Source organism: Acinetobacter sp. YH12140 (assembly GCF_013418475.1).
GTDB classification, from domain to species: Bacteria; Pseudomonadota; Gammaproteobacteria; order Pseudomonadales; family Moraxellaceae; genus Acinetobacter; species Acinetobacter amyesii.
The window spans coordinates 212,071-225,219 of the sequence record NZ_VPBZ01000006.1 but is presented as its reverse complement, the minus strand read 5'-3'; the positions used below and the strand labels follow the sequence as shown (position 1 = coordinate 225,219).

At 41.8% G+C, this 13,149-nt stretch carries 11 protein-coding genes and 1 pseudogene; 10 read left to right on the top strand and 2 right to left on the bottom strand.

Features of this window, described 5'->3' with window-relative positions; all coding sequences use genetic code 11:
- Positions 1-79: 79 nt before the first annotated feature.
- The 9 genes from hcaE to FTU75_RS10320 all read left to right on the top strand — a co-directional run bounded on the left by hcaE (position 80) and on the right by FTU75_RS10320 (position 9,008).
- Positions 80-1,447, top strand: a complete 1,368-nt coding sequence (gene hcaE / locus FTU75_RS10360) for a 3-phenylpropionate/cinnamic acid dioxygenase subunit alpha (protein WP_078192774.1) — start codon at positions 80-82, stop codon at positions 1,445-1,447.
- Positions 1,444-1,962, top strand: a complete 519-nt coding sequence (gene hcaF / locus FTU75_RS10355) for a 3-phenylpropionate/cinnamic acid dioxygenase subunit beta (protein WP_180115908.1) — start codon at positions 1,444-1,446, stop codon at positions 1,960-1,962. Before hcaE ends, hcaF begins: the two co-directional genes overlap by 4 nt.
- The gene (gene hcaC / locus FTU75_RS10350; protein ID WP_067763933.1) at positions 1,962-2,288 is read left to right on the top strand and encodes a 3-phenylpropionate/cinnamic acid dioxygenase ferredoxin subunit; all 327 of its coding nucleotides are present in this window, start codon (positions 1,962-1,964) and stop codon (positions 2,286-2,288) included. The genes hcaF and hcaC overlap by 1 nt, the downstream gene beginning before the upstream one ends.
- A gap of 2 nt (positions 2,289-2,290) precedes the next feature.
- Positions 2,291-3,109 carry a 3-phenylpropionate-dihydrodiol/cinnamic acid-dihydrodiol dehydrogenase gene (gene hcaB / locus FTU75_RS10345; protein WP_067763930.1) on the top strand — a complete coding sequence of 273 codons (819 nt, stop codon included), beginning with the start codon at positions 2,291-2,293 and terminating at the stop codon, positions 3,107-3,109.
- Between the two features lie 65 nt (positions 3,110-3,174).
- The gene (locus tag FTU75_RS10340) at positions 3,175-4,137 is read left to right on the top strand and encodes a 3-carboxyethylcatechol 2,3-dioxygenase (protein WP_180115907.1); all 963 of its coding nucleotides are present in this window, start codon (positions 3,175-3,177) and stop codon (positions 4,135-4,137) included.
- Positions 4,138-4,148: 11 nt separating this feature from the next.
- The gene (gene hcaD / locus FTU75_RS10335; protein WP_180115906.1) at positions 4,149-5,384 is read left to right on the top strand and encodes a 3-phenylpropionate/cinnamic acid dioxygenase ferredoxin--NAD(+) reductase subunit; all 1,236 of its coding nucleotides are present in this window, start codon (positions 4,149-4,151) and stop codon (positions 5,382-5,384) included.
- Between the two features lie 433 nt (positions 5,385-5,817).
- The gene (locus tag FTU75_RS10330; protein ID WP_168377924.1) at positions 5,818-6,720 is read left to right on the top strand and encodes a DMT family transporter; all 903 of its coding nucleotides are present in this window, start codon (positions 5,818-5,820) and stop codon (positions 6,718-6,720) included.
- Positions 6,721-6,950: 230 nt separating this feature from the next.
- Positions 6,951-7,892 carry a cation diffusion facilitator family transporter gene (locus tag FTU75_RS10325; protein WP_180115905.1) on the top strand — a complete coding sequence of 314 codons (942 nt, stop codon included), beginning with the start codon at positions 6,951-6,953 and terminating at the stop codon, positions 7,890-7,892.
- A 60-nt stretch (positions 7,893-7,952) separates the two neighbouring features.
- Entirely contained in the window at positions 7,953-9,008 is a 1,056-nt protein-coding gene (locus tag FTU75_RS10320) for an MBL fold metallo-hydrolase (protein WP_180024485.1), read from the top strand.
- 81 nt (positions 9,009-9,089) lie between these two features.
- On the opposite strand, the gene FTU75_RS10315 is transcribed toward FTU75_RS10320, so the two are convergent.
- Positions 9,090-10,610 (bottom strand): catalase, encoded by a 1,521-nt coding sequence (locus tag FTU75_RS10315; protein WP_111884100.1) that lies wholly within the window; start codon positions 10,608-10,610, stop codon positions 9,090-9,092.
- A 734-nt stretch (positions 10,611-11,344) separates the two neighbouring features.
- Between FTU75_RS10315 and FTU75_RS18675 the strand changes: the two are divergent.
- Positions 11,345-11,894, top strand: a pseudogene (locus tag FTU75_RS18675) (alpha/beta hydrolase); the annotation flags it as partial.
- Positions 11,895-12,520: 626 nt separating this feature from the next.
- Here FTU75_RS18675 and FTU75_RS10305 read toward each other — a convergent pair.
- The gene (locus FTU75_RS10305) at positions 12,521-13,129 is read right to left on the bottom strand and encodes a TetR/AcrR family transcriptional regulator (RefSeq protein ID WP_180115903.1); all 609 of its coding nucleotides are present in this window, start codon (positions 13,127-13,129) and stop codon (positions 12,521-12,523) included.
- Positions 13,130-13,149: the final 20 nt, after the last annotated feature.

Sequence of the window (13,149 nt, the reverse complement as noted above, 5' to 3'; positions counted from 1 at the left end):
CGAATATCGCTCTAAAATCCATCATCGTTGAAAAGTTGAGTCTATTACTTTGTGCCTTATGGTCACAGGAGAGCTTTTCATGAGTGGAAAAATTGATGTGCGCGAAATCGATGCTTTAGTCGATGCACAAAATGGACGTATCACGCCATCTATCTATACCGATCCAGACATTTACGAACTTGAACTAGAACGTGTGTTCGGTCGTACATGGTTATTCCTATGCCATGAGAGCCAAATTCCTAAAGCCGGCGATTTCTTCAATACCTATATGGGTGAAGATCCAATCATCGTGGCACGTCAAAAAGATGGCTCAATCAAAGCATTCTTAAACCAATGTCGTCACCGCTCTATGCGTGTGAGCTTCGCGGACTGTGGTAATACACGTGCGTTTACTTGCCCATACCACGGCTGGTCATACGGTATTGACGGTTCTCTAAAAGATATCCCGCTTGAAGATCGTGCTTACCCACATGGTGCATGTAAAGAGCAATGGGGTCTGGTAGAAGTTAACCGCGTTAAATCATACAAAGGCTTAGTATTCGGCTGCTGGGATGAAACAACTCCAGATCTAGAAGAATACATGGGCGATATCGCTTGGTACCTGGACGGCGTTGTAGACCGTCGTGAAGGTGGTACGGTGATCGTTGGTGGTGTACACAAATGGGAAATCGACTGTAACTGGAAATTTGCAGCTGAACAGTTCGCTTCTGACCAATACCACGCGTTGTTCTCTCATGCATCTGCGATTCAGGTGCTTGGTGCTAAACCAGATGATGAATCTTCTAAGAAATTAGGTGCTGCACAAACTGCCCGTCCAGTTTGGGAAACTGCCAAAGACGCGATCCAATACGGTTCACGTGGTCACGGTTCAGGCTTCTTCTTCACTGAGAAACCAGACGCAAACGTATGGGTGGATGGTGAAGTAGCAAACTACTTCCGTGAAACGTATGAAGAAGTGAAAGAACGCCTAGGTGAAACTCGTGCACTGCGTCTTGCTGGTCACAACACTATGTTCCCAACACTATCTTGGTTGAACGGTACTGCAACGCTTCGTGTATGGCACCCACGTGGTCCAAACAAAACTGAAGTATGGGCATTCTGTATCTGTGATGCGGACGCGCCAGAAGATGTACAAGCAGCATTTGAACGTTCTGCAACACGTGCCTTCGGTCCTGCTGGTTTCCTAGAGCAAGATGACTCTGAAAACTGGATTGAAATTCAAAAAGTTTTACGTGGTTATAAAGCCCGTCAAAACAAATTAATTATGGAAATGGGTAAAGGTAACGAGAAAGTACGTGAAGATGGTATCCCTGGTATCACCAACTACATTTTCTCAGAAACAGCTGCACGAGGTATGTACCGTCGTTGGGCTGACCTACTGATTCATGAAAAATGGGAAGACGTTGAAGCTGCGGCTGACGAATATGAGAAGGAGCTTATGAAATGAGTCAAAGTAGTTTAGAACTCCATCACCAAATTAGTCAGTTTCTTTATCGTGAAGCAAAATTGCTGGACGATTGGAAGTTCCGTGATTGGTTAGCTGTATTAGCGGAAGATATTTCTTATACGCTACGCACAACACCAAACGCGCAAACACGTGACCGTCGTCGTTCGATTGAGCCGCCAACAACTTGGGTATTTAACGATACTAAAGATTTGTTGGAACGCCGTGTAGCTCGTTTAGAGACAGGTATGGCTTGGGCTGAAGAACCTCCTTCACGTACAACACACATGGTTTCAAATGTGATTGTTGAAGCGACAGAAGTTGAAGGCGAATACGACGTTTACGTAACGTACTTGTTGTACCGTACCCAGAAAGAGAAAGATGTAACAATCTACTGTGGTAAGCGTCACGACAAGATCCGCAAAGTTGACACTGAGCAAGGTTTCGAAATCTTCAACCGTAAGATTACCCTTGATCAGGTGACTTACAACTCACATAACCTGAGCGTGTTCTTCTAATGAATAAGATTTTTGTTTGCCAAGTTGACGAATTAGACGAAGGCGAAGCATTGAAAGTAGATTGCGGCGTTAACGGTATCGATGCGCTTGCAGTATTCAACAACAATGGCGAATTTTTCGCGATGAACGACCGTTGTTCACATGGTAATGCTTCAATGTCTGAAGGTTACCTTGAAGATGATGGCACTGTTGAATGTCCACTTCATTCGGCTCGATTCTGTTTGAAAACTGGTCAAGCATTATGCTTACCAGCAACAGATCCTATCAAGACATTCCCTGTGATTGTTGAAGATGGTGCTTTATACGTAGAGATGGCAGGAGAGTAATCATGGGTTGGCTACAAGGCGAAGTTGCACTTATTACCGGTGGTGGTTCAGGCTTAGGCTGGGCATTGGTTGAACGTTTCTTAGAAGAAGGTGCAAAAGTTGCTGTTCTTCAACGTTCTCAATCGAAAGTTGATGCATTGAAAGAACATTTTGGTGACCGCGTGCTTGCGATCGCAGGAGATGTAGCCAGCTATGAGGATAATGTTCGTGCAGTTCAAGCAACTGTAGAACATTATGGCAAACTTGACTGTTTCGTCGGAAACGCAGGTATCTGGGATCATTACGCAGATATCGTCAATACATCGGGTGAACAGCTGGAAAAAGCTTTTGATGAGATTATGGGTATTAACACCAAATCTCTCATCTTAGGTGCCAAAGCTGCACTTGATGCATTGATAGCTTCGGAAGGTTCTATCATATTTACTTTGTCTAACTCAGCACTGTATTCGGCAGGCGGAGGCCCTGTATACACAGCATCTAAGCATGCTGGCGTTGGGATTATGAAAGAATTAGCCTATGAGCTTGCGCCTAAAGTACGAGTGAACGCTGTTGCTCCGTCGGGTATGAATGTAAACATCAAAGGTGCTGCTTCTTTAGGCCAAGAAAACCTCGGTCTGCTCGATGCACGTGATCCTGAGAAGATTGCACGCGGCATGCCGCTCAATTTCTTACCCGAACCTGAAGATATGACTGGTTCATACGTGTTATTGGCTTCTCGTCAAAACAACCGCCCATTAACTGGTGTTTTAATTAATGCTGAATGTGGTCTGGGTATCCGTGGTTTACGTCAACCACGTGCTGGCTTCTTTGACGAGATTTAATTCGCCAAATACGTAAAGGACTTACTCGGCAGCCGTCTTGGCTGCCTTCCGTTTAGGAGTCACCCATGGCCGTTAAACTTATTTGTGCATCGCACAGTCCCCTAATGGAATTCGCTTCTCCGCAAGAGAAATACAAAGAGGAAAAAGTTCGCGAAACTTTTGCCAAACTTGCTAAAGAAGTTGAAGACTATAATCCAACATTGATCATTACTTTTGGTCCAGACCATTTCAATGGTTTCTTCTATGACCTCATGCCATCTTTCTGCGTCGGTATTCGTGCCAAAGCAGCAGGTGATTGGGATTATGGTAAAGACAATGACCACATCAATGTGCCTGAAGAAACAGCAATCAGTCTGGTTCGTCGCGTATTGGATGAAGGTGTCGATGTTGCATACTCTTATCGTATGCAGGCAGACCACGGTGTGACTCAACCATTACATTTCCTTTGTGGTGGCAAGCTCGATCGTTATCCAACGATTCCAATTTTTATCAATGGTGCAGCTGCGCCGATGCCAACAACCAAGCGTACAGTCGCTTTGGGTCGTGCAGTCGGTCAGTTCATTAAATCATTGAACTTAGAGAATGAACGTGTACTTGTTTTGGGTACAGGTGGTTTGTCTCATGATCCACCAACGCCGCAAATGGGTTCAGTTCCACCAGAAGTGGAAGAGTTCCTGATTGCAGGTCGTAATCCAACTGAAGAGGCACGTAATACACGTCAAGGCAAAATCATTGCTGTCGGTCAAAAACTCGCAGCGGGTGATACTTCTGTCGCAGTGCCTTTAAACCCAGAATGGGATCGTGCATTGCTTGATACTTTCGCCAAAGCTGACTTTGCTGCCATTGAAGCGATGACTGAAGCTGAAATTCGTGTTGAAGGCGGTCGTGGTGGTCAAGAAGTTCGTTCTTGGATGGCTGCTTTTGCTGCACTACATGAAGTGGGCGAATACGACATGACAACACATTGCTACGAAGATATTAGTGAGTGGATTGCGGGCTTCGGCATCGTATCTGCAAAATTGAAATAAGGAACAAACCCATGAGCCAAAATGGTATCGAAACCATCGTTATTGTTGGAGCTGGTCAAGCTGGTGCTAGCGCCATTTTAGAACTCCGTGCGAACAAGTATGAAGGCAAAATCATTTTGGTGGGTGATGAAACACATCTTCCTTATGAACGTCCGCCTTTGTCTAAAGACGTAATTCTAAAACCTGAAGAGACCAAAATCGAAATTCTGTCAGAAGAAAAATTGGCAGAACTCGGTGTTGAACATATTCGTGGCAATGGAGTGGTGAAAATCCATAGCGATGCGAAAACAGTTGAACTGAAAAATGGTGAAATTGTTGCATTTGACAAGTTGCTTCTAGCAACTGGTGGTGCAGCACGCCGTTTACCGAATTTCGATGCTTTGGGTAAACACGTTTATACCTTACGTAACCTTGAAGATTCACAAGCATTGGTGCCTGTATTACAAGCGGGTCGCCGTATTGTATTGATCGGCGGTGGTGTGATTGGTCTTGAGCTTGCTTCTTCAGCACGTTCTAAAGACTGTATCGTGACCGTGATTGAAATGGGTCCGATGGTCATGGGTCGTTCATCTCCACGTGTTTTAAGTGAATTCTTATTGGCACAGCAACGTCTTGCAGGTGTAGATGTTCGTCTTTCGACTTCTATTGCTGACTGTAAGCTTGATGGCGAAGAAGTGGTGATCACGCTTGAAGGCGGCGAAGAACTTCGTGCAGATGCTGTAGTTTACGGTATTGGCATTGTGCCAAATGCTCAACTTGCGGTTGATGCAGGTTTAGACGTTGATTTTGCCATTAAAGTGAATGATAACTGCCAAACTTCGCATCCAGATATTTATGCAGCGGGTGATGTTGCGACTCAGCTTCGTGACTGTGGAAACCACCGTCGTGTCGAAACTTGGGAAAATGCCAATCTTCAAGCAGGTATCTTTGCTCGTCATGTAATGGGTGTTGAACATCCAACCCCAAATCCAGCGTGGTTCTGGACAGATCAATTGAATATCAACTATCAATTTGTGGGTGATATGGCTGCAAGCGAATGGATCGTTCGTGGTGAAATTAAACCTGAATTGGCGGCTGAGTCTTCATTTGTATTGTTTGGTGTAACTGACGGTGTCATTGTTGGTGGTATTACGGTGAATGCTGCAAAAGAGATGCGTCATTTGAAAAAATTGATTAGCAAGAATGCGGCGTTTGAAGCGGATAAATATTTAGATTTAAGCCAAGATTTACGTAAACTTGTAAAGTAAGCTGAATGTCTAAGAGGAGCAGACTTACGGTAACGTAGGTCTGTTTTTTTATGTCTTTAGTTTTAGCATCGCACTTATAAAGCTATTTTGTAGTCCATGTATATAGTTTTAGCTTATGTAGAACTATTCAACGGTTTTAATCCTCCCGGCCCTCCTTTTTCAAAGGAGGGAGTAGTCTTTGTGAAGAATGGATTTCGTTTGGATGGTTCCCCCTCTTTTTTAAAGAGGGGCTAGGGGAGATTATTGATCGTTTGAAGAGAAGTCCTTATACCCCAAACGATCGGGTGGCATTCATACCGCCTCCAATTTAGTTGATAAAGGGGAGAGCAATAATTGGTCTTAAACTTTATTAGTTACTGGTCTTACGAGTAGTTCCAGATCTGAATTGTGGGTTTCAGGTTAAGTCGTTAGAACAATCAAATTTGAGAATGAAATGAAATCTTCACTGCCGCTGACGGCAAGTATATATGCTCTTTTGGTACTGATTTGGGCGACGACGCCGCTCGCGATTGTGTGGAGTGTACAGGAAATACATCCGATGTGGGTGTTGATCATCCGTTACTTCGGTGCATCTATTATTGCGCTGTTTTTGTTGAAATTGATGCGTGATCCTTTGCCGTTTGATGAAACCTCATTAAAAAGTTATGTGGCAGGGAGTTTGAATTTGATTGGCGCACAGTTGTTTATTTATCTGGCAGCCAATTATCTCACCTCTGGTTTAATGGCACTGATTTTTGGTTTTTCACCCTTAATTGCCGGTTTGATTGGCCATGTAATTTTAAAAACACATAAATTGGTCGCTTTGCAGTGGTTGGGCATGGCGGTTGCAGTGGGTGGTCTAACTTTTGTCTTTGCAGATTCTGCTGATAGCAAAGTCAATCCAATTGGCGTTGTACTGATGCTAATCAGTATGGTGTCATATATCAGTTCGATTTTTTGGGTGAAACAGATTAACGCACCGTTAAAGCCGATGTCACAGGCAACCGGTTCCCTGATTGTTTCTGCTTTAGGATCGATGCTCATTATTCCATTTATTTGGCAGCATTTTCCAACCGAATTGCCAAGCGGCCGTGCAATGATTGGATTTGTCTTTACCATGATCATGTCATCCATTGTGGCAATGCTGTGTTACTTCTGGCTGATAAGACGTTTGGCCGCATCAACGGTGTCACTCAGTAATGTGATGACACCTGTCATAGCATTGGTTTTGGGAGCGACGTTGAACAGTGAACATATTAGCTCCAATGCCTTTGTTGGAATCGTGGTCGTGATGTTTGGTATTGTGATGTACTTTTGGAAAGAGTGGCGCGAGCAATATTTTAATAAAGTACGTTGAACCGTGTACATCTACAGAATTATAAGGAAGCTGCGGCTTCCTTTTTTTTCTATACCTTTGCGCTAAAGAGCGTGTTTCACATGGAACATGATGGCATTGTCGAAACAATCGACAGTTGGTGTAAAAACAACAAAATAACAAACAACAGCTACAGTCAGTTTGAGTACTATGGAATGAGCTATAAAATCAAATAGATCTGTTTGATAAAAATAAATTTAGGACAATTTTAAATGTTTGAATCTAACAAAATCGTGGTATATGCAGCGCTCTTCGGCAATTTAGCGATTGCACTGGTGAAGTTTGTCGCTGCCTATATCACGAATAGTTCGGCCATGTTGAGTGAAGCTATTCACTCTGTGGTTGATACTTTAAATGAAATCTTACTGCTCTACGGTATGAAAAAATCGCAGCAGCCAGCAAATGCACGCCATCCGTTTGGCTATGGGAGAGAGCTGTATTTTTGGGCTTTTATTGTGGCGTTGATGGTCTTTGCTTTGGGTGCGATCGTGTCGATTTATCAAGGGATTAGTCATATTTATCACCCCGAAGAAATGCAAAATCCGATGATTAACTATATCGTATTAGGTATTGCGATTTTGTGTGAAGGGACCTCTTGGTTTGTGGCATTGAAGGCATTTCGTAAAATCAAAGGGAAACAGGGCTATTTTGAAGCATTTCGACGCAGTAAAGATCCGACGACATTTACCGTGTTATTTGAAGATTCAGCAGCGCTGATTGGTCTGTTTATTGCCCTGATCGGTATCTATTTATCACACGCGCTGAATATGCCAATGCTTGATGGTCTGGCATCAATTCTAATTGGGGTTGTACTCGCTATTTCAGCAATTTTACTTGCACGTGAGACTAAAGGATTGCTCATGGGAGAAACTGCTGACCCACAATTGAGGCATAATGTCTTGATGGTTGCAGAGCAAGATCCAGCAGTGCATTCTGCCAATGGGGTGTTAACAGAGCAGATGGGTGCACATCAAGTTTTGGCATCTTTGAGTCTTGAATTTAAAGATAATTTAACGTCAGATGATATAGAAGCTTGTGTCAACAGAATTGAAGCACAAATTAAACAGCTTCATCCTGAAATTGTGGCACTCTTTGTCAAGCCTCAATCTCGGAAGGTTTGGCTTGAGCGCATGAAAGGTCGTCTTGATCAATAGGTCTGCGAGGTTAAATACTTTGCAAGGTTTGTCAGCATAGTGAATGAATTTTAAATACACATGAATCAAAAAACTCAATCAGCACAGTTTCAAATCAGTACTAAAAGCTGTATGAAACATACGTGGACGAAGCCTGTATTTGATTATCTGGCAACTGACCATTTTAATGGGGAAAAATTCTTTAATACCCTTCAAAATCCAGATGCGTTTACGCGTAAAGATATGCTGAAATGGATCATGACGCGTAAAAGCGATACATGGAAAGTAGATCGTGAGCAAGAATACCAACAGTTTTTTGCTTCTTCGCGTAGCATTCCGCACAATCGGCCATTGGCTAAAATGGATGATTGGTTGGTTTGGTTTGTCGGACATGCGACGGTTTTGATTCAAATTGGGCCATATAATTTTTTGACCGATCCTGTATGGGCGGAGTATGCAGGCCCACGTCAAGGGACTGGACCACGACGTGCTTGTCCTGCAGGAATTGCCTTAGAAGAATTACCTACAATTCATGGGGTTTTACTGAGCCATAATCATTATGATCATATGGATTTAGCAACCTTGAATTGGTTACATGAACAATTTGCTATGCCGATTTATACTGGTTTAGGCAATGCTTATTATTTACCCACACATTTCAATGTCATTGAACTTGATTGGTGGCAATCGGAAATGTTTGAAGATTTGCGTATCGTTTATACGCCTGCACAGCATGGTTCAGGTCGTGGTTGGCGAGATCAAAATCATGCCTTATGGGGAGGTTTTTCCATCGTGCATAGTACAGGACATTTCTTCTTTGCTGGAGATACGGGCTATGCCGCACATTTCAAACAAATCCATACACGCTTAGGTGCACCCCGAGTAGCGTTATTACCGATTGGAGCTTATGAGCCACGTCGTTTAATGAAATATTTGCACATGAATCCCGAAGAAGCTTTTCAGGCGCATAAAGATTTACAGTCAAAATGTTCATTGGCAATGCATTATCGGACTTTTCAGTTGACTGATGAAGCTAGAGACCAACCTGAACATGACTTACATCATGCAATGCGAAAAACATCAAAGTTAATGAATCCATTTTTAACCATGCATGAAGGCAAAAAATTGATTGTTTAAGGATTAATAGAAGGTAATTGGAATATTTAATGCCAAGAAAAAACCACCTTAAAAGGTGGTTTTTTTATTCAAAGATAAAACTTAAAGCAAGCCAGGATTACCTTGAGCTGGATCAGTTGCACGAGCAGCTTGCGCATCCGCTACAGTTAAGCCTAATGCTTTTGCAACACCTTCACCATAAGCTGGATCACATGCGTAACAGTTACGGATATGACGGTATTTGATGAAGTCGAGTGCATCGCCCATTGCGCCAGCAGTGTTATTAAACAATGCTTGTTTTTGTTCATCATTCATTAAGTTGAATAATGCACGTGGTTGACTGAAATAGTCGCTGTCATCTTCACGATAATCCCACAAGTCAGCATCACCAGTAATTTTCAATGGTGGTTCTTTGTATTGTGGTTGCTCTTGCCATTGGCTGAAGCTGTTTGGTTCATAATGCGGTGTTGCACCATAGTTACCATCCATACGGCCTTGACCATCACGACGGTTGGAATGAACAGGGCAACGTGGTGCATTTACAGGGATTTGGTAATGGTTTACACCCACGCGATAACGTGCAGCATCAGCATAGTTGAATAAACGCGCTTGCAGCATACGGTCAGGTGAGAAGCTAATGCCCGGCACCAAGTTACTTGGTGCAAAAGCGGCTTGTTCAACATCTTGGAAATAGTTTTCAGGGTTACGGTTGAGTTCGAATTCACCCACTTCAATCAACGGATAGTCGCCTTTAGGCCATACTTTGGTTAAATCAAATGGGTGATAAGGTACTTTTTCTGCATCAAGTTCAGGCATAATTTGAACGTACATTTTCCATTTTGGAAAATCGCCGCGTTCAATTGCATTGAACAGATCGGTTTGTGAGCTTTCACGGTCTTTGGCAATAATCGCTTCAGCTTCAGCATCGGTTAAGTTTTTAATGCCTTGTTGAGTGCGCATGTGGAATTTAACCCAGAAGCGTTCATTATTGGCATTAATAAAACTGAAAGTATGACTGCCAAAACCATGCATATGACGGTAACCATCTGGAATACCGCGGTCAGACATCACAATCGTAACTTGGTGTAGAGCTTCAGGTAGTAAAGTCCAAAAATCCCAGTTATTAGTTGCACTACGCTTATTGGTTTTAGGATCGCGTTTCACTGCTTTATTTAAGTCAGGGAATTTACGAGCATCACGTAGGAAGAAGACAGGTGTGTTATTACCAACTAAATCCCAGTTACCTTCTTCAGTATAGAATTTAAGGGCAAAACCACGAATATCGCGTTCTGCATCTGCAGCACCACGCTCACCCGCTACGGTAGAGAAACGAGCAAAAAGTTCAGTTTTTTTACCAACTTCTGAGAAAATTTTAGCGCGGGTATATTGGGTAATATCGTTAGTCACGGTAAACGTACCGAAAGCACCAGAACCTTTGGCATGCATACGACGCTCTGGAATTACTTCACGAACGAAATTACCGAGTTTTTCATTAAGCCATAGGTCTTGGGCAAGTAAAGGACCACGTGCACCTGCCGTCATACTGTTCTGATTATCTACAACAGGAGCACCAGCATCAGTTGTTAGGTGGGTGACAGGACATTTTTTAACGTCGTCGCTCATTGAGTATCTCCATTATTATAATCATGTATTAAAGTTGGGAGTTATAACCTTTAAATTGATAACACGCTCAACAGCACATGACATTAACCGTTTTGTTAATTCATTTTAAAGTGACAATGTGACAACAGTTTTTCTCTCATTCTAAAATTTTTCAAGCAGCAATCAATCGAAGAGAAGTCATAAAACTGTAGCCGTTAAAAGCTTAAAAATCTTTATATACTTATTGACTCTAAAGCTTTCTGTGGCTTTTGACAAATGGAAAAATAGTTTTGAATAAATGGTTAATTCGATTTATTAAGTTATTGAATTTATATTATTTATTTATATATTTTGTTTTAATATTTTATCCATGAATTAAACTCAAATATATAGCTATGATAGGTAGAACAGGACGAAATATCTAAATCCATATTTTTATTATGGATTTTGGCCTTAATATAGGTTTTTTAGCTGATTCTAGTTAATGAAAGACATTTTTATGTTGTTAATATTGCAGAGTTTTTCAGCATTAAAGACATTATTTAATACTTAAAATAAGCTAAAAATACAGCTGAAGAAATATTGGCAAGTGGTCTAAGTTGTTTTAGAAAATTGTAAATAAATTCTTTATGGGGTGATGGTTGGCACACCTATCTTTATTGTTGTCAGGTCAGGTGTTGTCACTCCAGCGTGTATCGATTCCTACATCATATCAACTACTAGGTAACCTTACGTGATCGCATATCGTAGTTGAGGGGGTTAATGGCGAACCCATTTTGACCTCGGGATATATTTTACTCCCAAAAGGATAAGCACTTAAACAAGACTGGACCGTATTGGCATGAGCACATGGCACGACTCGTGTGGCTGATACAAGTGCTCCTTCAAGTGATTATACAATGGGCCTGTATATAGTTTGCAACTAGTCATAGATGGTGCAATCGACAGTTGTTTGAGGCATGGCTATGTAGTGGTTGCAACAGATTATAAGGACTGGGTAAGCCAAAACTGCACCCTCATATGAATGTAGTCAGTTAAGTTTATAATTTGGTGCATTCTGTGCGTGCATTGCATTCTTGGAAGCCGAGGCAATTTAGTAAAGACTGGATGCTGATGGGGCGTAGTCAAGGTGGTGCAGCTGTGATTGCGGTTGCAGCTCAGGAGCAAAAAGATGCGCTTGAATTAAATTTTAAAGCTGCAATACCCTTGGCACCGGGTGGTTATCAATATGAATGTATTGCTGAATACGTAAAAACCAATCCAAACCCAGATACCAACGTAGCGGCATTTTTCCCCAGCGTGTTGTAGGGAGCAGCCGCAGCAGATCGATCAATGTAGATTAACAGGTTAGTCCAGATATGCAGTCTTTACTAAATCAGGCCCGTAAACGCTGTTTGTCAGAACTACAAACTGAGTTAAAACAAGCACCTCAGCCAATCTTTTAAAAAATTCAGACTTAAGGCCATCTCTAAGCTATTTAAAACGGTAGTCGATTGAATATATGACCCTAACCGTAACACTGATGTTTGTTTAAGGCGCCGCAGACCATTTGTAGATCACCTTGGTACTCAAAGTTATTACCAGAAAGTGTGCAAATAAAAATTGCCAGTAGTTATCAGGCGATCCCAAATGGCTATCATCGGGTGCATTAGGCCATAGTCCAAAATATACGGCTGAATTTTTAAAGAGCTTACAACTGGCCAGCATTGCAAAGGCGTATAAATGAGATAAGTAAGCTGGCAATAAAAGCTTAACTTCTAAAGCATTTTTATTGAAGTCTGAACCAAGTGATGAATGATTTTCTTCTACTGTAAAAATGAATTTCCTAAATATCTAAAATAACTGGTTTAAGAGCCGGTTTTTTTGTAAATAACATGACTTTATTTTATTCACCGATGCATTTGAAACGTCATTAGACTTGTCCGCGAAGTCTAATCGCGCAACATATGAATTATATCTCGCTTTAATTCATCCCATTCAGTAAAGTTGGGTACGATCAACAAGCTTTGCGACACAAAGCCATAACACACTCTTTGTATATTTAAAGCCATTGGCTTGAGCTTTTCCTCGTTATTTATAAAAGGCTTAAGCATGTGTTGCCACATTTGCACCATCATGACATAACTTTTACGGTAACTTTCAATATCTGAAATCCGCCGTTCCAATAAAAACACCTGTGACCATAAAAACTGCTGCGCTTGAATTTGCTCAATTTGAAAGTGGATGATTTGCTGTAAATACTCTTGAAAATCCAAATCTGTGGATAACTTCATCAGCGATTGTGCATAAGTTTTCATCTGTTCGGCATTGTGTTTCACATGCAAATGAATGGTCAGCGCAATCAAATCTTCCTTCTTAGAAAAATATTCATAAAATGTCCCTAAGCCAACGCCTGCAAGGTCGGTAATTTCCCGAATGGTAATTTTGTCGGCAGGGCGCTCATGCAAAAGCCGAACAAAACTGTCCTGTAAGGCTTCTTGGGTGAGCTTTGCACGTGATTGACGCGGCTTACGCCGTATTTGAATGGCTGAATTCTTCATATTGTTAAGCGCTGAAAACC